This is a genomic window from Drancourtella sp. An57 (assembly GCF_002161525.1).
GTDB lineage: Bacteria > Bacillota > Clostridia > Lachnospirales > Lachnospiraceae > Sellimonas > Sellimonas catena.
Genome location: NZ_NFHY01000001.1, coordinates 107,596 through 133,178 on the forward strand (window position 1 = coordinate 107,596; position 25,583 = coordinate 133,178).

24 protein-coding genes are annotated in these 25,583 nt (G+C 45.3%); 5 read left to right on the forward strand and 19 right to left on the reverse strand.

What is annotated here, in order from left to right:
• Positions 1-32: 32 nt before the first annotated feature.
• The 18 genes from B5G11_RS00610 to B5G11_RS00695 form a co-directional block, all read right to left on the reverse strand.
• Positions 33-833 (reverse strand): HAD-IIA family hydrolase, encoded by an 801-nt coding sequence (locus B5G11_RS00610; RefSeq protein WP_087166661.1) that lies wholly within the window; start codon positions 831-833, stop codon positions 33-35.
• Positions 820-1,566, reverse strand: coding sequence for a glycerophosphodiester phosphodiesterase (locus tag B5G11_RS00615; RefSeq protein WP_087166660.1), 747 nt, complete (start codon positions 1,564-1,566; stop codon positions 820-822). The genes B5G11_RS00610 and B5G11_RS00615 overlap by 14 nt, the downstream gene beginning before the upstream one ends.
• A 126-nt stretch (positions 1,567-1,692) precedes the next feature.
• The gene (locus tag B5G11_RS00620; protein ID WP_087166921.1) at positions 1,693-3,099 is read right to left on the reverse strand and encodes an ABC transporter substrate-binding protein; all 1,407 of its coding nucleotides are present in this window, start codon (positions 3,097-3,099) and stop codon (positions 1,693-1,695) included.
• Between the two features lie 89 nt (positions 3,100-3,188).
• Positions 3,189-4,097, reverse strand: a complete 909-nt coding sequence (locus B5G11_RS00625) for a carbohydrate ABC transporter permease (RefSeq protein ID WP_087166920.1) — start codon at positions 4,095-4,097, stop codon at positions 3,189-3,191.
• A gap of 10 nt (positions 4,098-4,107) precedes the next feature.
• Entirely contained in the window at positions 4,108-4,977 is an 870-nt protein-coding gene (locus tag B5G11_RS00630) for a sugar ABC transporter permease (RefSeq protein ID WP_087251815.1), read from the reverse strand.
• A complete protein-coding gene (gene ugpC / locus B5G11_RS00635) occupies positions 4,974-6,113 on the reverse strand; it encodes a sn-glycerol-3-phosphate ABC transporter ATP-binding protein UgpC (RefSeq protein WP_087166658.1) in 1,140 nt (379 codons plus the stop codon). The genes B5G11_RS00630 and ugpC overlap by 4 nt, the downstream gene beginning before the upstream one ends.
• A gap of 294 nt (positions 6,114-6,407) precedes the next feature.
• A complete protein-coding gene (gene pepV, locus B5G11_RS00640) occupies positions 6,408-7,796 on the reverse strand; it encodes a dipeptidase PepV (protein WP_242958823.1) in 1,389 nt (462 codons plus the stop codon).
• Positions 7,797-7,805: 9 nt separating this feature from the next.
• Positions 7,806-8,489, reverse strand: a complete 684-nt coding sequence (locus B5G11_RS00645) for a D-lyxose/D-mannose family sugar isomerase (protein WP_087166657.1) — start codon at positions 8,487-8,489, stop codon at positions 7,806-7,808.
• Positions 8,490-8,505: 16 nt separating this feature from the next.
• Positions 8,506-9,522, reverse strand: a complete 1,017-nt coding sequence (locus tag B5G11_RS00650; RefSeq protein ID WP_087251816.1) for a M20/M25/M40 family metallo-hydrolase — start codon at positions 9,520-9,522, stop codon at positions 8,506-8,508.
• A gap of 25 nt (positions 9,523-9,547) precedes the next feature.
• Positions 9,548-12,691: a glycoside hydrolase family 38 C-terminal domain-containing protein gene (locus B5G11_RS00655; RefSeq protein WP_087251817.1), complete on the reverse strand. Its 3,144-nt coding sequence runs from the start codon at positions 12,689-12,691 to the stop codon at positions 9,548-9,550.
• Between the two features lie 183 nt (positions 12,692-12,874).
• Complete coding sequence (locus B5G11_RS00660; protein ID WP_158099171.1) at positions 12,875-15,133, reverse strand: beta-L-arabinofuranosidase domain-containing protein; 2,259 nt, start codon at positions 15,131-15,133, stop codon at positions 12,875-12,877.
• A gap of 79 nt (positions 15,134-15,212) precedes the next feature.
• Positions 15,213-15,662 carry an Rrf2 family transcriptional regulator gene (locus tag B5G11_RS00665; protein ID WP_087251819.1) on the reverse strand — a complete coding sequence of 150 codons (450 nt, stop codon included), beginning with the start codon at positions 15,660-15,662 and terminating at the stop codon, positions 15,213-15,215.
• Positions 15,663-15,731: 69 nt separating this feature from the next.
• The gene (locus tag B5G11_RS00670) at positions 15,732-16,349 is read right to left on the reverse strand and encodes a flavodoxin family protein (RefSeq protein WP_087251820.1); all 618 of its coding nucleotides are present in this window, start codon (positions 16,347-16,349) and stop codon (positions 15,732-15,734) included.
• Positions 16,350-16,470: 121 nt separating this feature from the next.
• A complete protein-coding gene (locus B5G11_RS00675; protein WP_242958826.1) occupies positions 16,471-17,190 on the reverse strand; it encodes an Rpn family recombination-promoting nuclease/putative transposase in 720 nt (239 codons plus the stop codon).
• Positions 17,191-17,508: 318 nt separating this feature from the next.
• A complete protein-coding gene (locus B5G11_RS00680; protein ID WP_087166652.1) occupies positions 17,509-18,336 on the reverse strand; it encodes a carbohydrate ABC transporter permease in 828 nt (275 codons plus the stop codon).
• A gap of 14 nt (positions 18,337-18,350) precedes the next feature.
• Positions 18,351-19,274 (reverse strand): sugar ABC transporter permease, encoded by a 924-nt coding sequence (locus tag B5G11_RS00685; RefSeq protein ID WP_087251821.1) that lies wholly within the window; start codon positions 19,272-19,274, stop codon positions 18,351-18,353.
• 17 nt (positions 19,275-19,291) lie between these two features.
• Positions 19,292-20,557, reverse strand: coding sequence for a sugar ABC transporter substrate-binding protein (locus B5G11_RS00690; RefSeq protein ID WP_087251822.1), 1,266 nt, complete (start codon positions 20,555-20,557; stop codon positions 19,292-19,294).
• A 79-nt stretch (positions 20,558-20,636) separates the two neighbouring features.
• Entirely contained in the window at positions 20,637-21,347 is a 711-nt protein-coding gene (locus B5G11_RS00695; protein WP_242958828.1) for a hypothetical protein, read from the reverse strand.
• A 293-nt stretch (positions 21,348-21,640) separates the two neighbouring features.
• Between B5G11_RS00695 and B5G11_RS00700 the strand changes: the two genes are divergently transcribed.
• Together B5G11_RS00700 and B5G11_RS00705 are read left to right on the forward strand one after the other, a co-directional pair.
• Entirely contained in the window at positions 21,641-22,105 is a 465-nt protein-coding gene (locus B5G11_RS00700; RefSeq protein WP_087251823.1) for a hypothetical protein, read from the forward strand.
• Positions 22,106-22,129: 24 nt separating this feature from the next.
• Positions 22,130-22,543 (forward strand): GNAT family N-acetyltransferase, encoded by a 414-nt coding sequence (locus tag B5G11_RS00705; RefSeq protein WP_087251824.1) that lies wholly within the window; start codon positions 22,130-22,132, stop codon positions 22,541-22,543.
• Between the two features lie 269 nt (positions 22,544-22,812).
• Here the strand turns inward: B5G11_RS00705 and B5G11_RS16460 are convergent, their stop codons facing one another.
• Entirely contained in the window at positions 22,813-23,046 is a 234-nt protein-coding gene (locus tag B5G11_RS16460; protein ID WP_204229556.1) for a hypothetical protein, read from the reverse strand.
• Positions 23,047-23,190: 144 nt separating this feature from the next.
• Between B5G11_RS16460 and B5G11_RS00710 the strand changes: the two genes are divergently transcribed.
• The 3 genes from B5G11_RS00710 to B5G11_RS00720 are packed head-to-tail and all read left to right on the forward strand — an operon-like array spanning position 23,191 to position 25,565.
• Positions 23,191-23,586 carry a plasmid mobilization relaxosome protein MobC gene (locus tag B5G11_RS00710; RefSeq protein ID WP_087251825.1) on the forward strand — a complete coding sequence of 132 codons (396 nt, stop codon included), beginning with the start codon at positions 23,191-23,193 and terminating at the stop codon, positions 23,584-23,586.
• Positions 23,558-25,189 (forward strand): relaxase/mobilization nuclease domain-containing protein, encoded by a 1,632-nt coding sequence (locus tag B5G11_RS00715; RefSeq protein WP_087251826.1) that lies wholly within the window; start codon positions 23,558-23,560, stop codon positions 25,187-25,189. The genes B5G11_RS00710 and B5G11_RS00715 overlap by 29 nt, the downstream gene beginning before the upstream one ends.
• Positions 25,179-25,565 carry a cysteine-rich VLP domain-containing protein gene (locus B5G11_RS00720; protein ID WP_087251827.1) on the forward strand — a complete coding sequence of 129 codons (387 nt, stop codon included), beginning with the start codon at positions 25,179-25,181 and terminating at the stop codon, positions 25,563-25,565. The genes B5G11_RS00715 and B5G11_RS00720 overlap by 11 nt, the downstream gene beginning before the upstream one ends.
• Positions 25,566-25,583 lie beyond the last annotated feature (18 nt).

The following is a 25,583-nucleotide window of genomic DNA, read 5'->3' on the forward strand; positions in this document are numbered from 1 at the left end:
TTTTTTATTAAAATTGTACAAAAGGGCAGAGGTCATGATTCCCGCCATGCCTCTGCCAGTTCGTCGATTGAGGAAAAAATGTAGTCCGGCCCATATCCGCATGCTTCTGCTTCCTGACGCGTGGTCTCTCCGGTCAGTACGAGAGCAGTCTCCACTCCGGTTTTGTGTCCGCAGAGAATGTCCGTATAAAGCCTGTCGCCCACAATCAAAGCCTGTTCTTTTGAAAAATGATTCAGTTTCAGAGAGTACTCGACCATAGCCGTCCCGGGTTTCCCCATATATTCCGGCTGCCTTTTCACCGCATGCTCTATCATCTGACAGATGGCGCCGCAGTCCGGTACATAGCCGAATTCGATCGGGCAGACATAATCCAGATTTGTGGCTATATAGCCCACTTCCGGCCGTGTGCTCAGGATCTGGCAGGTGTCCTGAATCTTTTCGTAAGTCAGCTGATTATCATAAGACACCAGAACACAGGCAATCTCAGGATCCAGACAGTCTACCGTCACCCTGATCCCGTTACGTTTCAGTTCTCTGAGCAGGGATTTTGTTCCCATCACATAGATCAGCTTTCCTTCATAATTCTTTTTCAGATACTGCACAGTGGCAAAAGACGCAGTAATAAAGTTGGAATAATCGGTCATGATTCCCATCTTCTGAAAAGAATGGATATAATCTTCAATGCTTCTGGTAGAATTGTTTGTGATGAACACAAACTGGCCTCCATTGTCCCTGACATCCTCGAGAAACTCTTTTGTCCCGCTGATCAGTCTCTGTCCGATACAGACCGTACCGTCAATATCGAGAAGAAAGAGTTTCTTATTTTTCAGCATGTTCCACCTGCCTGCGTACCGCAATTGCTGTATCCGGATAGTTGGTAATCACGGCTTCCAGCCCTGCCTCGATAAAATGCTTCATATCCTCTTCCCTGTTTACAGTCCAGACACGTACTTTCAGACCGCTCTCCTTCCAGCGTTTCAGGAAATCAGACATATACAGATGGTACAATGCAGGATGCAGTCCCTGTACACCTGTTCCCGCTGCATATTTCTCCACATCCAGTATGACGTCCCCGTACAGATACGCGGTCTCAGCCTCCGGATTCAGCCGGCGAACTTCCTGAATACTGTAGTGGTTGAAAGATGAATAGATGACACGGTCCTCCATCCCCGTCTTTTTTACAATTTCCATTGTCTTCTCTTCGATTTCCGGATACCAGAAAATTCCGGTTTTCAGTTCAATATTCACTTCCATTTTTCCAGGTTTCAGGAGATTCAGCACTTCCTCCAGTGTCGGTATCGTTTCTCCTTCATACGCTTCCATATGATTGTGGAAAGAGAACTTTTTCAGCTCTTCCAATGTATAGTCTCTGACAAATCCGGTTCCGGTGCTGGTCCGGTCAATTTTCTCATCGTGGATGACAACCACTTCCCCGTCTTTTGTAAGCTGTACATCCAGTTCTACCCCATCGGAACCCTGTTCCTCTGCGAGCCGAAATGCTGCAAGTGTATTTTCCGGTGCATATCCGCTTGCCCCTCTGTGCGCAAAAATCTTTACTTCTTTCATGATCTTATACCTCCTGTATCATCATAACATTTTTCGCGATAAAGAAAAGCGTGCCGGAAATCATTTCATTCTCTTTCAGACACGCTTTTCCAATTACTGTGGACAGAATTGATCCGTTTTTACTTTTTAGCCGTTGACAAGATTGTATTCTTCAATCGTATCATTGATCTCCTTTGCCATGTTATCCACTGCCTCTTCCGGCGTTACATCTCCGTTCAGCATATTTTCGATCTGAGTCTCAACAATCTGGCGGGATTCCGGGAATACACTGAGGAGTGCTCCTGCGGATTCCGGTGTGGAATCATGCAGCTGATCGAGAGCTGTCTGGAACTGCGGATATTTGGCAATGTTATCCTTGAACGTCTGCTCTTCCTGTGCTCCTGTAACAATCGGGAAGTATCCTGTCTGTGCGTTCCAGTATGCCTGGGATTCCGGAGAAATCAGGAATTTAACAAATTTCCATGTTGCTGCCGCCTTTGTCTCGTCTTCATTGTTCAGTGCCCACAGAGATGCGCCTCCGATAGAAACTCCGCCTTTGTCATCTGAGCTGACTGCCGGATAGTATGCGGTTCCTACTTCAAATTTTCCGCCGCTGTCTTCCAGAACCTGTTTCAGGGAAGCACTTGATCCAACCATCATAGCTGCTTTTCCGGATGTAAAGTCTGTTGTCGCAGTATCACTTCCGGAACGTCCGACGTTCGGAGCATAACCTTTTTCAAAAAGATCATACCATGCATTTAAGATGTTCAGACCGCCGCCGTTTTCATCAAACTCCACTTTGGTAGCTGCTTTTTCACGTCCGTTTCCGTTATTTACCATATTCAGAGCCTGTTTGCAGAGGAACTGTTCGAAATACCAGCCGTAAATGCTGATTGCAAATACTTCCTGAGCTCCACCCTTCTCTTTCAATGCGTCACCTACTTCTGCGATCTCCGGAAGGCTGGTCGGAATATCTGTGATACCCGCAGCATCAAACATATCTTTGTTGTAGTACAGAAGCGGTGTGGAAGAATTGAACGGCATGGAGTACATCGTTCCGTCCTCTGTTGTATAATATGCGGCTACATTCGGTTCGAGCTCCGACATATCATATCCGTCCGCATCGATCATTTCCTGCATCGGAATGATCCATCCTGAATCGATCATGAAACGGGTTCCCAGATCGTAGATCTGTACAAGATCCGCTCCCATGTTTCCGATCTGAGCACTTTTCAGCTTGTTGATCGTATCATCATATTCGCCCTGGTATACAGCTTCTACCGTGATACCATCTTCATTTTCTTCATTAAATTTGTTTACCAGGTAATCCATGGCTTCTCCGTTAACACCGCCCATGGAATGCCAGAATGTAATCGTTGTTCCATTTGTGTCAACATTTTTAAAATTGTCAGTGATCACTCCGGACCCGGTGCTTTCTTCCCCTTCTGAAGTCTGCCCGTTCATCTCGGAAGCGCTTTTCCCGTTTCCACAGCCAGCAAGGGTAGAAACAACCATCAGAGCAGCGAGCATCGCTGCGATTACTCGTTTTTTCATAGATATTTTCTCCTTTTCTTTTTCCGCCGGCGCCCTTTCCGGGTTCATCCGGCGTCTGCCTTCATGTTGATATATGTAAACAGACCAGTCTAACCTTTGACTGCACCTGAAAACATTCCGCTGATCAGCTGTTTCTGTCCTACGATGAAAATCACCATGGACGGAATGATAATTGCCACAACGCCCGCCATCATCAGCGTAATAGACTGGGCATCTACACTGTTCAGCATACTGATACCGATCTGTACGGTCCGCATTTCTTCAGATCCCGTTACAAGAAGCGGCCACATATACATATTCCATGCATTGATGAATGTATACACTGCCATTGCCCCGATTGCGGATTTTGTAAGCGGAATCAGGATCTTTACAATAAATCTCAGGTTTCCGCATCCGTCCAGTTTCGCCGACTCATAAAGAGAGATCGGGAATGTCATATAGAACTGGCGGAAGAGGAAGATTCCCATTGCGGATGTCAGCGATGGAAGAATCAGAACCAGATAAGTATCCAGAATTCCCATGCTGCTGACCGTCAGATAGTTGGAGATGATAACCGCCTCTCCCGGAACCATCATGGTAGCCATGACAAGCATGAACAGAAAGTTTTTCCCTTTGAACTCCAAAAAGGAGAACGCAAACGCCGCAAGAGAACAGGTAATAATCTGTCCGATTGTAATGCATCCTGCTACAAGGAAAGAATTCAGGATAAACCGTACAAGCGGCACCTGTGTGAATGCCCTGATATAATTTTCAAATGTCGGATGTGATGGAATAATGTTCAGATCCATCGTAAAAAGCTCATCTCCCGGCATAATAGATACGCTGACAGAGTATAAAAGCGGGAACAGCATAAACAGGGCAAAAATGATATTTACAGCAACCAGCACCGTTTTACGGATTCTCTTTTTCCTCAAGGCGCGGGCGTTCATCAGTCTGTGAAGTTTCTCCACTTCCTCTGCATTATAAGAATCAAGCTCTATTGAAATCGTACTATTCATTCCAGCCATCTTAATATTTGACTCCTTTCTTTTCAATCTTGAACATCACAAGTGTCAGTACCATGATGATCAGGAACAGTACAACGGACTGTGCCGCCGCACTTCCAAATTTGTAGTTAAAAAACGCGTCCCTGTAAATTGAATATACAATTACATTCGTGGACTCTCCCGGTCCTCCGGCCGTCAGGATCTTGATCTGTCCGAAGGACTGGAATGCCTGGATGATATTGACTACAAGTGTATAGAACATAATCGGGCTTAATCCCGGAAGCGTCAGACGGAAGAATTTTTGAATTCCGTTCGCCCCGTCTACAGAAGCACGCTCATAAATGGACTCGTCAATGTTTCCAAGTCCTGCCGAAAAATACAGGAAATTGATCCCGCTGTTCAGCCATGCTGTAAGAACCGCCACACAGATCAGCGCATATTTCGGATCTGCGATCCAGTTGATACCCAGTCCGGTCAGTTTGTTCAGAATACCGATTGTCGGGTTCAGAATAATCTTGAAAATCATTGCGGCTCCACTGGACGCAATCGCCATCGGGAGTGCATAGGATGTGCTGAACACCCTGATTCCCGGAAAGGCCTTGCTGCAGAGCACCGCCCCGATCAGACCGATCAGCATGCTGCCGATTACAACGATTACAACAAAAATCACGGTTACTAAAAGACTGTTATAAAATGATTCTGACGTGAGCAGATCCACGTAATTGTCCAGTCCCACAAACACCTTTGCCTGTCCCAGCTTGTCTGTCAAAAACAGACTCAGGTAGATCGTTTTCACAAAAGGATAAAACAGGAAAACCGCAAACACCAGAAAGCAGGGAATCAAATAGAAATAAGCATTTCTGCCCTTCGTTTTCTCCATCAACTGTTTCATTGCTGACCTCCATGATAAAAAATATTTTTCTCTGTATCTGCATCAAAGAAATGCACCCGGTTCATGTCCACATATAAGGTCATTTCATCTCCCGGAGCTCCCTTTGTATCTACCGTAAGCCGTGCCGCATATTCGCCCGCCCTTTGTTCTTTCAGGTAGAAGATGGACTCTGATCCGAGCATTTCTTTTACTACGACTTTTCCGGTCAGCCTGCATCTGGAAGGATTCAGGTTTGCGTGTTCCTTCTTGACTTCTTCTGAAAAATGCTCCGGACGGATTCCAAGAATTACCTTCTTGTCTGCATACTGTCCTGCCAGCAGAGCCGCCTTCGTCTGCGGAACCTCCAGTTTCTGTCCGGATGCCAGCACAAAATCTACACCGCTTCCGTTTTTCCGGATTGTACCCTCCATGAAGTTCATGGACGGGGATCCGATAAATCCGGCAACAAACAGATCCGCCGGATCTTCATAAATTGTTCTCGGCGCATCCGCCTGACGAATAAATCCGTCTTTCATGACAACAATTCTTGTTCCAAGTGTCATGGCCTCGGTCTGGTCATGCGTAACATAAATGATCGTTGTCCCAAGCCGTTTATGTAAATCCGCAAGCTCTACTCTCATCTGGGCTCTCAGCTTTGCATCCAGGTTGGACAATGGTTCATCCATCAGAAATGCCTTTGGTTTTCTCATAATCGCGCTTCCAATGGCAACCCGCTGTTTCTGTCCTCCCGAAAGCTGTCCCGGTCTTCTTTTTAAAAGAGATTCAATGCCAAGAATGGCCGCAGCCTCATGCACTTTCTGATCAATTTCATTTTTCGGAACCTTCCGGATCTGCAGCGCAAAGGCCATATTATCATAGACTGTCATCTGTGGATATAACGCATAGTTCTGGAAAACCATGGACAGGTCTCTGTCCTTCGGTTCCACATAATTACAGAGCTGCTTGTCAATCCAAAGTTCTCCGCTCGTAATTTCCTCCAGTCCCGCAATCATACGAAGTGTAGTCGATTTCCCGCAGCCGGACGGTCCGACAAAGATGACAAATTCGTTATCATGGATTTCCAGATTAAAATCCTTTACCGCGTAATGCTCTTTGTCATAGGATTTGCATACATTTCTCAATGTAATTTCTGACACGGCTTTTTCCTCCCTTTCTGAAGTTTTATTCTCTTTTTCCCTTATTTCTTTCACAACACAAGAGATTATATTGATTCATCATTAATGTTTGATGGAATTTTTGTTAAATGGTCGTTAAAGATTTTTTCCCTCTTGTTTCCTTTTCTTTTCCCTTTATTTCCGCGGTTTTTCAGCGCAAACCGGACTGTTTTTCTTTCTTATTTTCGTAAAATTCCTGTTATTCAATGTAAAATTTACGTATACTTTTTCATAAAAAAAGGACGGGAAGCACATTCCCGTCCGGATTATTTCGTATTATTTTTTTGCAAGTTCCGCCATGGCTGCCGCTGTCAGCTCAATAGATTTCATAAGATTTTCAACCGGCATCTGCTCATTTGGCTGGTGGGCTACATCCGGTTCTCCCGGAAACATCGGTCCGAATGCCACCATGTTTTTAAACATTTTGGCATACGTTCCTCCTCCGATTGCCTTTGGTTCAGGATCTTCGCCGGTTCCCTCCCGGTATACTTCCATCAGTTTCCGGACAAGTTCAGAATCTTTCGGAACATAGAGCATATCAGTTGTTCTGTGTACAAGAATCTCCATTCCATAGGAGGAAAGCGCCGTATGCAGCTGATGATATACCACATCCGCATCACCGTTTTTCGGATAACGGATATCCAGATTCAGATTCATTTCCTCCTCTGTATATTCGATTACACCGAGATTGACAGTTGTCTCACCGGTTTCCTCATCCCGGAAACAGATTCCCAGTGTTTCCCCATTTGTTTCCTTTCCGATTTTCTGGCATACAAAATCAGCCATTTTCTGGAAGTCTCCACCGATTCCCATTCCCCGGACTGCAAGAAGAAGCTTCACAACCGCGTTTTCTCCGAGTTCCGGTCTGCTGCCATGCGCGCTGACTCCTTCTGCCTCAATTACCGTATTTCCATCCCGGATGCTTACTGTAACACTGTCATCTGCAAGCTCATGCTCTCCTTCCAGAACAAGTCTGCAATGAAGCGGCACAATATTTCCGGCAGTTCCGCCCCGGAACTCAAGGACACGGATTTCTCCCTGTTCCGGGTGTTTTTTCCCTCCGATCACGGTTGTCATTCCCTTTTCAAAAAAGATAAGCGGATATTCCGCATCCGGAGTGATTCCCAGCACCGGATGTTCTTCCCCGGCTTCAACATAATGTTTGATGCAGTCACATCCACGCTCTTCATTCGTTCCGAAGATCACACGTACTCTGCGGTCCAGCGGAAGGTTCAGATCCTGAATGGCTTTCATTGCATAGATAGCGCCGATCGTCGGCCCTTTATCATCAGCCACACCTCTTCCGTAAAGGATTCCATCATGGATCTCAGCTCCAAATGGAGGGTATTTCCAGTCATCACCCACCGGTACTACGTCCAGATGTCCGAGAACCGCAATCATCTCATCCCCTTCTCCCATCTCTACGTAACCGGCCTTGTTATCCACATTGCCCGTACGAAATCCTAATTTTTTCCCCAGCTGCAGCGCAAAATCCAGCGCTTCTTTCGGGCCTTTTCCATATGGTGCACCTTCTTCCGGCTCACCGCCTACGCTGTCAATCCGGATACAGTCCTGAATTCCTCCGATAATCTCATCCTGCATTTCCCGGATTTTTTCCCTTAATCTTGTATAATCCATGATTTCATCTCCTCTTTTCTGCTCCATGATTCTGCCTTACTCCTCTGCTTCCGGATATTCATTGCAGAGCAGACGGTATGGTGCTTCATCCTCTTCAATTTCCGGAAATCTTCCTACCTCTTCATAGAAACGGTTATCTACATTGTCATCGTTGCACATGGAAACTTCCCCGATCAGCACATCACCGGTTCCCGGTTCTACATCAAAATCGTGATACTGATGCGGCCAGAGTGTAATACTCTCTCCCGGCTGCAGCCTGACTCCCGTTCCGGCTTTTACCTGATATGACCTTCCGTCCGAATTTACTGTCACATCAGTATCCGCAAGCCCTCCTTCTCCATCATCATTATACAGGTGGATGATCAGAGTTCCGCCGCCCCGGTTAATGATGTCCTCCGATTTTTTCCAGTGGAAATGCATCGGGGAATGCTGTCCTTCTTTCAGCATCAGCAGTTTTTCCGCATAGACTTTTTTATATTTCGGATTATTCTGGTTTCCGTTCCGGATTGTAATCAAAGAAAATCCGACCTTGTCAAAATCTCCCAGCCCGTAGTCCGTAATATCCCATCCAAGCATGTTGTCACGGATCTCATCATACTCATGTCCTTTTTCCCGCCAGTCTTCCGGTGTCCAGTGGCAAAATGGCGGAAGCTCAAATCCATGCTCTTTGATCAATGCTTCCATGTCTTTAATACACTGATTGATTTTTGATCGTTTCATCCTCTCATTCTCCTCCTTACTTGATTTTTTCCTGTGTGATAATCGGAATTTCCTCCTGAAGATAACATTCCATCAGCCGGATACATGCTTCCACATCATCCAGATTGACAATACTGTTCGGTGTATGACCATACCTGGTCGGAATCGAAATCCCAAGTACTTTCACACCGCCTCCTGACTTATTGATTGCCCCTGCATCAGTACCTCCTGCCACAAGTGCGTCCCGCTGATACGGAATCCGGTTTCTTTCGGCGCAGTCGATCAGCCCTTTGGTCATCTCACAGTCGCAGATGACACTGCTGTCATTGATTTTGATCGCTGCCCCTTTTCCGAGTACCGGATTCCCATTTTCATCACCCGGGACATCAAAAGATCCGGTAATATCAACAGCGATTCCAAGATCCGGTTTTACTGTTTCTGCCGAAGTTGTAGAACCGAACAGTCCGACCTCCTCCTGTACAGTGTATACAAAATAGAGATCATGATAACAGTTTTTGATTCTCTTCAACGCTTCAGTCTGAATATAGCATGCAATCCGGTCATCAAAGGCTTTGGACATCACATTGCGTCCCGCAAGTTCTGCATAATCTCCGCAGAATACCGCGCAGTCGCCCGGTTTGACATACTTTCCGGCCTCTTCCTTTGACATCGCTCCGATATCAATATAAAGTTTGTCAATCTCTTTAGGCTTAACGGTATCTATCGGATCCGTTACTCCGACGGTTCCAACAGTTCCGTTTTCAAAACGTACTCTGTTCATGAAGGAGCACAGTGCGGACACCCCTCCGATCTGCTTCACTTTCAGAAGTCCGTTGTCTAGAATCTTCACTACACAGAGGCCGATCTCATCCATATGTGCCGCACACATGATTTTTTTCTTGTCAGCTCCGCTTCCCCGCTTTAAAACAATCAGATTCCCCATTGCGTCTCTTGTAATTTCGTCCGCATAATCCATGACTTCCCTGATAATCAGGTCGGACACATTTTTTTCCAGTCCGCTTACTCCCCACGTCTGTGTATAATCCTTGATCATTTTTTCTCCTTTTCCCCGGTTCCATTTATTCAAAGATCAGCCGGAATGTCTTAATCTCATATGGTTTAAATACGGTCTCAAAACAGTTTTTGCCGGCCGTAAGTTCTTCTTCATTTTCTTCCAGAAGATTACATTCATATACATGTGCAATCGGATATGCTGTCTGAATCTGTGCTCTGACGCGATTATTTTTATTCTCGTACATTCTGACAATCACGCCGTTTCCATCCCCTGCTTTTTTGATGACTTCCACAAAACAGCTCTCCTGACTGCATTTCAGAAAGCTTTCGTATTCTCCGCCGCAGCCTTCCTGCCTTCCGGTTCTCTTTGCCAGCATCGGCACATTCAGGTTGTATGCCATCTCTACGGTTTTCGCTTCCTGCCATCTTCCCGCATGCGGATAGATGGAATAGGTAAATTCATGCTCTCCGATATCAGCATCTTCGTTCGGATAGGTTCCGGATTTGATCAGAGTCAGACTCATATCACCTTTTTTGATTCCATATCCATACTTACAGTCATTGAGCAGACTGATTCCGGAACTGTTTTCTGAAAGATCCGCCCACTTGTGTCCACACGCTTCAAATTTCGCCGTATCCCAGCTGTAGTTGTTTGTCGTCTCACGTTCCACATTTCCAAACTGGATTTCATATGACGCTCTTGTCGTATTGACATCTACCGGAAAATGTGTTTTCAAAATCACATGATGCGTTTTCCAGTCTGCTTTCGTCCGGAAGTCAATCCTCGGGATCTGGTGATACAGACATACCTGCTGCGTCACTGTCGAATCAAGGAATCCACATTCAAATTCCACTACCATGCGGACTTCTCCATTTTCAATAACTCTTGCCGGAGAATACCAGTCTGCCTCATAAGGTTTTCTCTGATAAAACACGTCAATGTCCCAGTTATCCCACTGCATCGGACGGTCTTCATATGTCCGTAGAACGTTACCGCACCTGCCTTCCTGAATCAGCTCTTTTTCTGCTTCTTTTTCATAGAGCGACGTAATTTCCATCTTCTCATTAAAGCAGACCTTGATAAATGGATTCTCAAATGTGTAATCCCATTCTTTTCCGGTACTTTCTTCGAGTAATTCCTCTGTTTCATATAATTTTTTATATCCAAGCGGCGGAATATGGCTTACATAGAGCAGATATCTGCCATCTGCCGTTTTTTGCGCAGGCACATTTCTTCCGTCTTCATCTACAAGTCTCGGGATTTCTGTTCCATCATCCAGCACTACGAGATCATCTCTCTCATATCCCTGGGTATTCATCACTACGACGCCTTCTTTTTCCATTGAAAGCCTGCCGACAGCCGCGGATACAACCCGATTCAATTCCTCTTTTCCCGCCTCTTCAATTTCATGATACTCTTTATCTGTCTGTTCGTACACCGGTTTGATACTGGAACCCGGTACAATATCATGGAACTGGTTGATGAGAAGAATATCCCAGCCCTTGTCCAGCACATTTTGAAGCTGTTCATCTTTTTCTATACCGGCCATACAGGAGGCCGTCTCCATCTGCGTGTACAGAATCTCGTTCTTTCTGTTACTCCGCTTGTTTCTTGCCATGGAAGTCAGAGTTCCCCTGTGGTATTCGAAATACAGTTCTCCATCCCAGGTCGGCATGTCCGGAAGATCGTGTATCTTTTCATATGTCCGGTCAAAATAATCCTGTTCAAATTCCTGACGGATTTTCGGAATTCCCGGTATTCCGTATTTCAGCCTTTCGGCACTCTCCAGCATTTCTTTGGTCGGACCGCCGCCTCCATCGCCGAATCCAAAGAGCATCAAAGTATCTTCTGTCAGATCACGGTTCTGGAACCGTTTAAATGTTCCGAGCGCCATATTTGGGTTTACGATTCCTGTATAGGTCGTTGTATTTCTTGTATCAGAGAAAGAAATATTCAGTCCCTGATCCTTATCATAATCCGTTGTTGTCGGCATAAATGCAAAGACTTCCGATCCATCGATTCCCTTCCATATGAATGTATCATTCGGAAGCTGGTCGTACTGATTCCATGCGATTTTCGTTGTCATGAAATATGGAATTCCGGATTTTTTCAGAATCTGCGGCAGTGCGGCAGAATAACCGAAAACATCAGGGAGCCACAAAGATTTACTTTCTTTTCCAAACTCCTCCAGAAAGAAACGATGACCCTTGATGATCTGTCTGACAAGTGATTCTCCTCCCGTCAGGTTGCAGTCTGCTTCCAGCCACATGGCTCCGTCTACTTCCCATCTGCCTTCCCGGATCCGTTCTTTGATTTTCTCATACATTTCCGGCTCCTGCTCTTTTACAAACTGATAGAGAATCGGCTGACTGGACATGAATTTATAGTCCGGATACTGCTCCATGAGACGAAGTACAGTAGAAAAGCTGCGAAGTACTTTCTCCCTTGTCTGCTCCACCGTCCAGAGCCATGCAATATCAATATGTGTATGCCCGATGGCGCTGACTGTCGGACACTCCCGTTCTTCACTATAGAAAGCTTCTTTTAAAATCTGTTCAGCCTTTTCAATCGAACTGTAAAATTTCTCCGAGTATGCATCCCGCAAATCAAGTGCATCCAGCGCCGGTGCCATACTTTGAAGTACTCTTCTGTAGTTTTCTTCGTCCGCCTTTTTCAATACATAGGCACTCTGAAGAGGAATCAGCAAATCATAATACAGTTTCTGTACCCGGTCATCTACTGCAATAAGGTATGTATGAATCACAAGATCCCCTTCTACCATCCCGCTATAGGCAAGAACCGCAATTTCATAAGAGTCACCGGCCTTGGCCTTTCCTGAGATTGTCACTTCCCGATGATTCACATCAATCCCCTGAATCAACTGTCCGTCCAGATAGAAAATCATCTGCGGATTCGTTGCATCCCATTCACCTTCCCGTCCTGTTGTAATCAGGAACTCCACATGCTTCCCGTCCATAGATTCCGGGATCGTAATTGTTGTACGGAACCACCGGTGGGCATCCACCTGATTCCACGCCGTTCCCATTACATAGTCTTTCCATTGTCCATCAATTGCACATACATGCCCGCCCTTTTTCCTTCCTTCCAGGCTTTTATAGGCTGTAATTTCTCTTTTTTCTACAATAATCATCTTTTCGATATCTTCTCTCAGCCTTTGCGCCCGCCCCAGTTCAAAAATCAGATTCATATTACCTCCCGGTGCCATAAGCTATATTATAGGTTGGATATAGCGTATCATTTTTTGTGCAATATGTCAATTCCTGAAGGGTGTTTTCCCCAATAGTTGTAAATTCTTTGAACAATTTCTTCTATAAACAGGAAAATCCCGAAGTTCATCTCCGGAATTTTCACTGCATACATTGCTGCCTTGTTACTTCTTCTTCCAGTACACCTGAAATGCTTCTTCCTCAATATCAAACAGCGGTTTCCAGGTCAGATCCCGATACTGAAATTCCAGCCCTGTTTTGCGTACTTCATCAGCTGCCTTTTGACCGTCAAGATCCAGTTCCAGAAAATTCTGGTCACCGCTCAAGGCCGCCAGGACATATGGTCCGTACAGCAGGGTATGAAGTTCCGGACGGTCCGGGGTCTTTTCTAGATAATATCCGCATGGGAACAGGCAGCGGATTTCATGCCTGCCTTCCGGCACATCCATCTGGATATATCCATCCGCTTCGGTCCATCCATTCTGTTCCACACTATCCATCCAGATTTTTCTTCCTTCCCGGCTCCATTTTGGAATCCGGATATACATCGGGAATTCTCTCTTGCTTTCCACTTCCAGAATAACCGATTCCGGAGCTTCCATCTCTGTTTTCTGACGGATGGTGATTCCGGCCTCTTTCCATTCCAGCCTGGATTTTACAAACAGATTGACAAACAGTTTCTCTCCCTGATATGCGTAAACCATATCGGCATATTTGAAATGACTCTCCATTCCCGTTCCATGGCAGCAGGAATTCTCATGCTCAAATTCTTTATGGAATCCCGGAGCCAGCGGCATAAAGTATACCGTTTCTCCCGTTGCACCATGTTCTCTGCCTCCAAGAATATGATTGGTCATTGTCCTCTCATAATAATCCATCATTTCCTTTTTATTCTCATACCGGTACAGCTCTTTTGTGAGCTTCAGCATATTATAGGATGCACAGCTTTCCGCTGTATGCTTTGTCAGGAGATTCCCGATGCACCCCGGACCGTGAAACATCTCATTTTCTCCGGTTCCTCCGATCGTATATAAGTGCGACTCTGTTACCGCTTTCCAGAAATAGGAAGCAATGTCATAATACCGCTTTTCTCCGGAGGCACGGAATATTTCCATTGCCCCTATCACCTGAGGAATATGCTGATTCGCATGCAGGTTTTCCAGCGCATCAATCCCTTTTTCCATTGGCAGAAACAGCTTTTCGTTATCAAAATATCCGGCGGTCTCCAGGAATTCTTTCTTTCCGGTAATCCGGTACAGTCTGGCCATGACGTCATTCATTCCACCATATTCACCCGCAATGTACATTCCCCACATCTTCATCCGCTTTTCCCTCGGAAGCCCCGAAAGACGGCGATATACCCACTCACCAAGTTTTACGGCAATTTCAAGTGCCTGGTCAATTCCGGCAAATTCATAACAGTCCAGAAGACCCGCAAAAATCTTGTGAAGTGTATAATAAGGAGCCCATATCTCAGGATACGGGGTGTATTCCTCCAGCTTATCAAACTGATCTTCCGGGTACCCGCTTAAAAATCCTTTCCGGATTCCCGGTATTTTTTCAAAAGCATCCTGACATTTGCCAAGTTCCTCAATCATATAACATGCTTTTTCTTTAATCGTTTTGTTTCCGCCTGCCTTATAGCAAAGCGCAAGCGCTGACAGATAATGACCGCTTGTATGCCCTTTGAGATGACATTCCGGCGCGTCCCATCCTGTCATCGGCTCTGCTCCTTTCACATCCAGCCCGCTGGCCTCCCTGAAATTATAAAGCATTCTGTCATCATCCATCTGAAGCAGAAATTCCTGCATCTCCTCCTGTGCTGTATAAAATCTGCTTCCCTCCTCCAGGACTGCTTCTCCATGGTCAAAATAGCCAACCAGCGGTTCTGTGTTCTTTTCCGCTTTCTGAATCTCTTTTTTGACTGTCACTTTGCAAAAAACCGGAAAGTCCAGGCCGTCCAGCATGCCTTCCTCCCGAAAGTTTCCGACCCGTTCATATACTCTTTGCGCACCCTCTTTCCAGTTTATCCGGTGTACCAGTGTCTTCCCGTCTCTGGTATAAATCACAGCCACATACGGAAGATAAACCTGTATCCCCGCCTGTGCCTCCAGCTCCGGTTCTTCTACACTTTCAACCACTATTTGAGGCTTCTCTTCCAGGATACAGACTTTATACTCTTTCTCCTCTGTAACACCGCCGGCACAAAATGTTGCCCATAGTGAGATCGTCCGGTCTCCCGTCCCGTACGGAGGTCTTTTTACATTTCCTTCAGAATCCAGGAAGCGCTCGTGTCCTGATTTCCAGATAATTTCTGACCCATACTTTCCCTTTTTGGGAAGATTCAGATTAAACTCTACTGTATTCAGATTACCAAGGTACAGGGCTTCCATGTCTTTTTTGATGATTTCTTTCGCTTCCACGTTCTTTCTCCTTTTCATTTGCTCTTTAAAAACAGATTGGTGTAAAAATGGAGCCATTGCTCCATAGATGTTCTTTCATCTAGTCTGCAACGGCTCCTGTGGAGATATAGTTCTCCGTATCCCGTCTGACATCCTCCAAAGTGATGGATGCAAGTTCTCTTTCCATTGCGGCCTGTACACGTTCCAGCTTATCATCCAGTATTCTGTGAATATTTCTCCCGACAGGACAGTCGGCATTTGGATTCTCATGAAAGTGGAACAGTTCTCCATTTTCAATACACTCCACTGCACGGTAAATATCGAGAAATGTGATTTCACTTAATGGTTTGGCAACCGTTGTTCCTCCTGAACCCCGTGCCACATTTACAAGCCCCGCCGCCTTCAGCTGCAGAAGAATCTTCCGGATAATCACCGGATTTACATTGGTACTCTCCGCAATTAAACTGCTTGTAACCTTATGATCTTTTCCAAACACATCGATACAGGCAAAAATGTGTACTGCCAGAGTAAATCTACTTGAAATCTGCATCGTAAATTCCTCCTTCATGCATACTATTTTATCCGCATTTCGATGTAATGTCAACGATTACAATATGGTCTAACGGACAAAATTTGTTCTGATCGGATCTTCCTTTTCCGGCAGTCCATATGTTTCTTTTCCGAGCTTAATACTCTTCATCAGAAATGCCATATTTCTGGCAAGTGTGCGCATACTCTGCAATCCTTCCGCATCCTCTGCGGCCTCTCCCGGCTCTCTTCCGTGAATGCTGTTCCAGTACTGTCCGGATGCTACCGGCATGCCTGAAATAGTAAAAAATTTATTCAACTCATCAAAAGTAGAGGAAAGTCCACCTCTTCTGGCTACTGCCACCGCAGCACCGACTTTCATTGTTTTATCAAAATGTGTACTGTAGAAAAGTCTTGTCAGAAATGCTACCAGTGTTGCATTTGCCGACGCATAATAGACCGGTGATCCTACAACAAGTCCGTCACATTCCTCAAACTTCTCTGCCGCCTGATTTACAATATCATCAAAGACACATCTGCCTTTCTCGAAACACTGCCCGCAGGCTATGCAGCCTCTGACCGGCTTGTTTCCGACATGCAGAATTTCTGTCTCAATTCCCTCTTCTGCAAGAATTCTTTCCATTTCCTGCAAGGCAATCGATGTATTCCCGTTTTTCTTCGGACTTCCATTGATCATCAATACTTTCATGATATGTACCTCCTGACTCAAAATTGATGTTTCCCAACAATACTATTATAACACCAGAAGGCCGGTTTTCAAATCTTCTTTATAACGGCCGGAAAGGATATCCGGCTGCCAGCCGGAGCAATCACAGGAGTTTCTGAAACTCTTCCACTGTCGTTCCATATTCCTCTGCCGCCTGCTCCAGCGTCAGAAGATGTTTTCGGTAAAGATTAATCAATGTTTCCTTTCTGCCCTCCATCTGTCCTTCTTTTCGGAGTCCTTCCTCATACTGCTCCTGATTGAACTCTTCCAGAATCACGTCCTTCACCTCCGCACTGTTTTTCTTCAGGAATTCTTTCAGTATATCCTGTTCAATACAGTTCTTCTGAGCTTTCCGAACCGCTTCTTCTATGGAAAATCCATGCTTCTGGTTCTCCCGGACCTCGTTTACAAAGTATGCGTACTCCCACAAAATTTTGCAGTTTTCCAACAATTCCTCGTTATGTCCCAGGTTAATATTAATCACCATTACATTGCACTCCAAAGCTGCCTGCCCTGTGAATTCCGATTTCATGAACGCATCCGAAAGCTTCAATTCCTGGTATTCGTCTTCCGCCTTTCCTCCATTATAGAATACCACATATACCGGAACCGGTAAAGGAATCTGCCCGGAGCTGTAAATATTAAGGTCCATTTTCTTTATATAGTTTTGATAAATTCTCGCCAGATAGAAAAGTCCACGTACGGGCATATTCGGATTCACTGTGCTTTGGTGTTCGTACAGATTCATAATGCTGGAAAAAAGAAAAGAGACGTCATTTTTCATCCCTACATAAATAACATCTTCCAGTGTCGTGATTTCCATTTCATCGGGGTTTGTGTAAGAAGAATTGTTCAATGCATTGTAAAGAGATAAAAGATTTTTCCTGTCCCGGAAGATCATTCGAAAAAGTGTGTCTTTGTACTTTCGATTGACACTGCTGTTTTGAGATATGGTTTTTCTGTGAGTTTTAGATATGGTTTTTCTTTGCTTTTTACGCATAGGCAGAAGCCTCCTTTGAATTGAAAATAAATCAGATTTGAACATAGATTTGTGATTAGATTATTCTCTCAGCATAGCAGAATCCGCGGTAAAAAGCAAGGGCGCAGATTTTTCTGCGCCCCAAAAATACTTATGTAATTTTTAGCCTTTAATACCAGACTGTGCAACACCTTCAATGAACTGCTTCTGGAAGATGAAGAACAGAATGACAAGTGGAACTACAGCTAATACTGCTCCGGCCATCTGCATTGGATACTGGGTGGTGTACTGACCCTGCAGAGTTGCAAGAGCCGGTCCAAGAATCATTTTATCTGTAGAAGTATTAACGATCATTGGCCACATAAAGTCATTCCATGCAAACTTTGCTGTAAAGATTACCAGAGCTACAATGCCTGGTTTTACAAGCGGAAGCATGATTTTTCCAAAAATCTGATAACGGCTGCATCCATCCAGAACCGCAGCTTCTTCAAGTTCTTTCGGAAGAGACATGAAGAACTGTCTCAGAAGGAATGTACCAAATGCACTGAACAGGTTAGGAAGCATCAATGCCGGCAATGTATCAAGCAATCCCAATTTCTGCACAATCAAATACTGAGGAATCAGGAAGATCTGTCCCGGAACCATAAGTACTGAAAGAAGAAGAACGAAAATAATGTTCTTGAACGGGAATTCAATTCTTGCAAAAGCATATGCTGCCATCGCACAAAATGCAACCTGAACTGCTGTTGTGACTACAGCCGAAATAATGGTGTTCATATATACCGTAGCAAACGGAATAGCTGTCAATATTTCCTGATATGAATCTGTTACCCATTCTGTCGGTAAAATTGTTGGCGGAATCTGCATCGCTTCACCATTTGTTTTGAAGGATGTCAAAATCATCCAGAGAAACGGGAATACAACAATTATTGTTCCGGCCAGAAGGATCAGATGGACAATCAGATGATTTATTTTTGCTTTTCCTCTCATTGATCTTTTCCTCCTTAATCGTAATTAACCCATTTCTTCTGTCCCCACATCTGAACAACCGTAACTAACATAATAATTACGAAAATCAAAATGGAGATTGCCGCTGCATATCCCTTATATCCATAGTCAAATGCGGTACGGTAGAATAACATAACAACTGTCTTTGTACTTTCGTATGCCGGATTCGTTTTACCGATCATCATGAAGATAACATCGAATACCTGGAATCCACTGATAATTCCTGTAATCATGGTAAAGAAAATTGTTGGTGTCAGCATCGGAATCGTAATCTTAAAGAACTGCTGAATCGGTCCGGCCCCGTCAAGTGCTGCCGCTTCATAGTAGCTGTTGGAGATTCCCTGCATACCGGCCAGAAGGATAATCATATCGTATCCAACTTTCATCCAAAGTCCGACCAGCATAATGCAGAATAACGCTGTACTTGGATCTGTCAGCCATCCATGCCCCTTTCCACCAAGCGCGCGGATCGCACTGTTCAGAACACCCATCTGCTCATTGTAGATCCATTTCCATACCATAGCAACAGCTGCTGCCATTGTTACAGACGGAAGGAAATACAATGTACGATAGATGGATTTTCCTTTAATCTTAGAGTTCAAAAGTGCTGCAACCAAAATAGAAAGGAACAGCCCAATCGGCACTGTAAACACTACGTATTTCAACGTTGTTCCAAGTGCTGCCCACACTTCTTTGTCCCCGATCAACTGTTTATAGTTTTCAAGGCCACAGAAAGTCGTCATATTAAATTTGTTTACATCGTTAAAACTGAACCATATATTCTGAATAAACGGCCAGATATAAAATACAAGAAGACCGAGTGTAACCGGTGCGATAAAAATATAGGCCGCAATCCAGTCCTTTTTCTTCCAGGAAAGGCCCTTTTTAGAGCCTTTCGCTACTGCTTTATTTTCAGACATTTACTTATCACCTACACTTATTCTGCGAGTAATGCATCCGCCTCTTCTTTTAACTGTGTACAAGCTTCTTCCAGAGTCATAGTTCCGTCATAAGCCTGTTTGAGGTACTGTGCTTCCAGATCGTACAGCTCAGCTGCTTTGTTGCAAACCGGAAGTGGATATGCTTCGTCTGCATGGTTTGTATAAGCTGCAAGGTTATATTTGTCATTTGCTTCTCCGAAGCAGTGCTGAGCATCTGTTCTCGCGGAGATAACTACACCTGTTTCGCCCTGGATCTGCTGTGCTTCTGCACTTCCAAGCCAGATTGCAAATTCTGTAGCAGCATCTTTGTTCTTGGATCCTTCGTATACGCAGTAAGCAAGACCATTAATAACATTGTCTTCTTTTCCGTTGAATGTAGGAATTTCTACACAATCAATTTTGTCTTTAATTGTATCGTTTGCAGCATATTCCGGAACCATGTAAGAACCTGCAAATGTCATGGCAATCTGTTCACCTTCAAACATTGCATCTGATCCTGTTTCAGAAAGTGCGGAAGAACTCGGAGATAATCCGGCATTGATCATATCAATCCAGCACTGGATACCAGCCATTGTCTTCTCGTCTGTGTATCCTGTCTCTGTAGCGTCATCATTTAAGATCCATCCATCGTTAGCAAATACTGTCTGATAGTACCATGTCTGGAAGTCTACCGGGCAGGCAAACGGATATACACCATCCGGAAGTTTGTCTTTCAGTTCTGTTGCCAGAGCTACAAGATCTTCATATGTCATATCGTCTGTCGGGTATGCAACGCCTGCCTGATCAAACATTTCTTTGTTGTACCATAATGCGTTTGTATCGAAGTCCTTCGGTATACCATAGTTTTTACCGTCACGCACATAGTTGTTAAGCAGAGTCTCAGAATAGCTGTCATTGATATCAGAATCAGCAATTGCATCTGTCAGATCTGCAAGGATACCACCTTCTACATAAGAATCAAGGTGAAGTACGTTTACCCAGAATACGTCTGGAGCTTTTCCACCTGTTGCAGATGTTTCCAGCTTTGTGAAGTAGTCTTTGTACGGTGTCAGCTGAATTTCGATAGTTACATCGTCATGCTCTTTTTCATAAGCTTCAGCCATCTGCTCCATAGCCGGTCTCTGGTTCTCATCCCAGATACCAAATACGATTTCTGTTTTTCCGTCAGCGCTTTTACCATCTCCGCCGCAACCAGCAAGGAGGCCGGCGCCGAGAATAGCTGTCAAACCAACAGCCGTAATTTTTTTGAGGTTCTTTTTCATAATAACACTCTCCTTTTCTTTTTTAGCTTTCGCCAGTTTCTCGCATATATGAAATGGTGTCCCATTTACATATCAAACATTAATTTCTTAATGTATCCAGATCCACTACAGCACCGCCGTGTAATCTGGATTGTTCTGCAGCAAGCGCACAGTAGTGACTTTCTACAGACTGCTCTACTGTTGTAGTTCTTCCGGAAGGGCCCTTCCCTTCGAGCAGCATATCAATAAACTCTTCTACCATTCTGACATCTCCGCCGCCGTGTCCGGAGAAATCCGTAGCAATTTTGTTTACATCGATTGTCTGCGTTTCTTGACCAAACGGTGTAATCTGAATTGTATTAGCTGTCATATCGGCGATAATCTCGCCTTTTGTTCCCATAAACTTTGCATAACGGCTTCCAGTTCCTGTAAAGCCGCACATCGTATGGCTGATCGTTGAACCATCTGTCATCTTTAAGTTCACGACCTGATGGTCAACCACATTATTGTCACAGTAATACACGCACCGACCATAAGGTCCCGTCTTGATCGCCTCTGTTACACTCTCTACTGTAGGATGCAGCGTCAGTACATTCACCGGCCACTCTGTATGACCATTTTCAACGCCAATTTCCGGATGTTTCAGATAAATCTTCTCTGCATCATACGGACAACTGTCCTTTACTTTACATCCATCCATACAGCGGTGAGCAGCACCTTCCGGAGCGCATTCTTCTTTGAATAAGTATGTATCCCCAAAAGAAGATACCGACTCGCATGTCTTTCCTGTCAGCCACAGCAGTAAATCCATATCGTGACAGCACTTCTGCAAATGCTCATGTACGGTAAAGAAGCGGATAATCGAAAACAAGAGTTAGACCGCCAGCACCACACTATTCCGTGTAACATAAACATGAAAGAATCGCTCTGTCGAGAAATAATCGGTGGAGCGTTTTCTATTCGACATGGGCAGAAATGCCGTGAAAAATTCGATTAACCGTCTTAACGGACAGTAGATTTCTTCACATTTGGGTGGTATAATATTAGATGTCAGGTAGGTGACTTCCCGGTAAATCGGTATTTGAGAAAGGAAGATTATCTAATATGAAAAGAATAATAACAATTTTAATAGCTTGTATGTTTATCTTGACTGGCTGTGCTTTTCAAACTACTAATAGTACAGGCGATGAAGTGGAGAAGAAAAGCAGAATAGAAATCTTTTCTATACAAGATGAATTACTGTCAACTATAGATAACGAGGATACAATAAATAACCTGCTGAATAATAATGATTGGTCGGAAGTAAATGAATTGCCCGAAGGTTTAACGCCTGAGTATAAGTTGCTTGTTTATCAAGAGAAAACCCTCTTAGCGGGACAAGACCCTAATGAAGAAAGAGATTACGAACTTATTGAAACCATAATAATATTTGAGGATAGTCCGTATGTTATTGAGGTGATTTCAAGTGAAGTTGTAAAAAATATGATACTCCCAAGTGATGTATTAACATTTTATTATGAATTACCAGATAGCACTATTGAGAATATCTTAAATATTATAAACTCATAAATTTCTATTTGACGGAGGAATACTGTGGAGTACAAAGAGAATCTGTTAAGTTATGAAGATTACCGCACGCTCAGGGAAAGTGTCGGATGGCATCTTTTTTCAAAGAATCAGATGCAGCAGGCCCTTGATAATAGCCTGTACACAATCGTAGCCGTTGAAAATAATCAGTCGGTTGGTATGGGACGTTTGATCGGTGACGGGATGTATTTTCTGATAGTAGATGTCGTAGTGCACCCTGTATTTCAGAAATGTGGAATAGGCACGAATATTATGAATATGCTGCTAAAATATGTTGAGAAAAAAACACCTACAGGCGGACGCTCCAGTGTTCAGTTGGTTGCTGAAAAGGGAAAAGAGCCTTTTTATGAAAAACTCGGATTCAAAACGATTCCAAACGAATTCTGCGGATCAGGGATGAGAAAAGTTATCCATAAATAACTTGGCGTTTGCAAGGAAGCATTATCAATTACGGAAATTTCCGCTTGTAGAGTTGAAATCTCAATCTAAAACTTGATACCCCACCGTCTAACGACGACATTGCAGAGCAGGAAATCACAAAACGGTTTCCTGCTTTTCTTTTTGTCAGAGGAGCCTACAGCTCCCCTACGCTGGCAGAGCCAGCTACCCCTCTGTGTACTTGTCGGAGAGGAACACCTCGCTGCGCGAGCTATTCCTCTCCGACAAGTCTGAATAGTGCATCTCCTATATCATGAAGCAGTAAGTCTTTCAAAAAGATTTGCTGCTTTTTTTATTTCTGCGGTTGCTAAAATCGTCCCGCCGGTGTTCCTTATGCGAAAGGAAAATTCCTCTCCCCGTTTGGCAAAAGCCCGCCACGTCCGTGTTAGAGGTAAAAGAAAAATTGCGGGGAGTTTGGCAATTTTACATTTTTCAGTGGTGTAGGAAGCAAAGGGAAACGAGGACGGAGAAAGCGTCGGTTTCATAGAGCAAGATTCTACCATAGTACCAAAATTCGCTAATCGCTCATTTTGTCCTATGGGAATCTTGTTGGGGTTGCCACCCCAAGCCCGCCTTTTTGCGGCTTGCGCCGCTTGAAAAAATCCACCCACGAAAGGAGGTTCACAGCCATGAAAAAATACAACACGCCCCACCGCCACAGGGTAATCAAGACACGCTTGACCGAGGAAGAATACGCCGAGTTTTCCGAGCGGGTTTCCCTCTGCAAAATGAGCCAGTCTGAATATATCCGGCAAGCCCTAACCAAGTTAAGGATACGCCCGGTTATCACCGTTTCCCCGGTCAATGATGAATTGCTTTCTGCCGTGGGGAAACTCACAGCCGAGTACGGGAAAATCGGCGGGAATCTGAATCAGATTGCCCGCTGTCTGAACAAGTACGGCGCACCTTATAACACCCTCTCCCAAGAAGTGAGAGCCGCCGCAGCGGAGCTTGCCGCCTTGAAGTTTGAAGTCTTGCAGAAAGTAGGTGAAGCCGTTGGCAACATTCAAACATATCAGCTCTAAAAACGCCGACTATGGAGCCGCCGAGCAATACCTAACTTTTGAGCATGACGAGTTTACCATGAAGCCCACCCTTGATGAAAACGGGCGGCTTATCCCCCGTGACGATTACCGCATTTCCTCTCTGAATTGCGGCGGCGAGGATTTTGCCATAGCGTGTATGCGCTCCAATCTCAAATACGGCAAGAACCAGAAACGGGAGGACGTAAAGAGCCACCACTATATCATCAGCTTTGACCCCCGTGACGCACAGGACAATGGGCTATCCGTAGACCGGGCGCAGCAGTTGGGCGAGCAGTTTTGCAAAGAACATTTCCCCGGACACCAAGCCCTTGTATGTACCCACCCGGACGGTCATAACCACAGCGGAAATATCCATGTGCATATCGTAATCAATTCTTTGCGGATTGAGGAAGTACCCTTGCTGCCCTACATGGAAAGACCAGCGGACACAAGGGAGGGCTGCAAGCACCGCTGCACGGACGCAGCTATGGAATATTTCAAAGCGGAAGTCATGGAGATGTGCCACCGGGAAAACCTCTATCAGATTGATTTACTTAATGGGAGCAAGAACCGTGTTACCGAGCGTGAGTATTGGGCGAAGCGGAAAGGACAAGCCGCACTGGATAAAGAGAACGCTTCCCTTGCCGCCGCAGGTGAGCCGCCCAAAGTCACAAAATTTGAAACCGACAAGGAGCGGTTACGCAGCGTGATCCGCACCGCCCTGTCCTCTGCTATCTCTTTTGAGGACTTCTCCGGAAAGCTGTTACAGCAAGGCGTGACCGTCAAGGAGAGCCGGGGGAGGTTGTCGTACCTCACGCCGGATAGGACGAAGCCAATCACCGCCCGGAAGCTGGGTGATGATTTTGACCGTGCCGCCGTACTGGAAACACTCACCCAAAACGCACAGAACGCCACAAGAGTCGCCGAAAAGCCCCTACCCAAACAGGAATACCCCCGCAGCATAAAAGACCGTTTACAGCGCAACAAAGCCGCCATAAACGCACCGAAACAGGACAGCGTACAGCGCATGGTAGACCGGGAAGCCAAGCGAGCCGAGGGCAAGGGCATAGGATATGACCGCTGGGCGGCTGTCCACAACCTAAAGCAAATGGCGGCGACCATGAGCATTTACGAGGAATCCGGCTTTTCTTCCCCGGAAGAACTGGAAGCCGCCCTTGCTGCCGCCAGTGCCGGGTTGCATGAAACCACCGGGAAACTGAAAGCCGTGGAAAGCACCTTGCGGGAGAAAAAGGACTTGCAGAAGCAGCTATTAGACTACATCAAGACCAAGCCAGCCCGTGACGGATTGCGGGCGCAGAAATCGGAAAAAGCAAAGCGAGCCTACCGGGAGCAACACGAAAGCGAGTTTATCATTTCCGAATCCGCCGCCCGGTATTTCAAGGCACGGGGAATCTCCAAGCTGCCAGCGTCCAAAGCATTACAGACAGAGATTGAGCAGCTTACCAAAGAGAAAAACGCCCTTTACAACGAGTACCGGGAGAAGAAAGAGAACGTCCGGGAATTGCAGACCGTCAAAAGCAATATCGAGCAGATTTTAAGGCGTGAGCCGGAACGCAGAAAGGGAAAAGACCATGAAAGATAAAATCCCAAGAATGGACTACCGCCAGTACCGGGCGGCGTGCCGGCTTGTGCATGAGTGCTGCAACTACGATAACGGCAACTGTATCTTGCTGGATAACGGCGAGCCTTGCATATGTGTGCAGAGTATCAGCTATTCGCTTCTCTGCCGCTGGTTCATTGCCGCCGTGCTGCCACTGGACGGGAAACTGGAAGCCGCCCTTTTGCACCGGGCAGACAGGAAACGCTGTACCGAGTGCGGCGGGTATTTTCTCCCCAAGTCAAACCGGGGGAAATACTGCCCGGATTGCGCCGGACGCATGAAAAGAATCAAAGCCGCACAGCGCAAGCGGAAACAACGGCTACTATGTCACGCTTTAGGAACTGGAAAGCCCCCGTAAATCAAGACTTTTTTGACC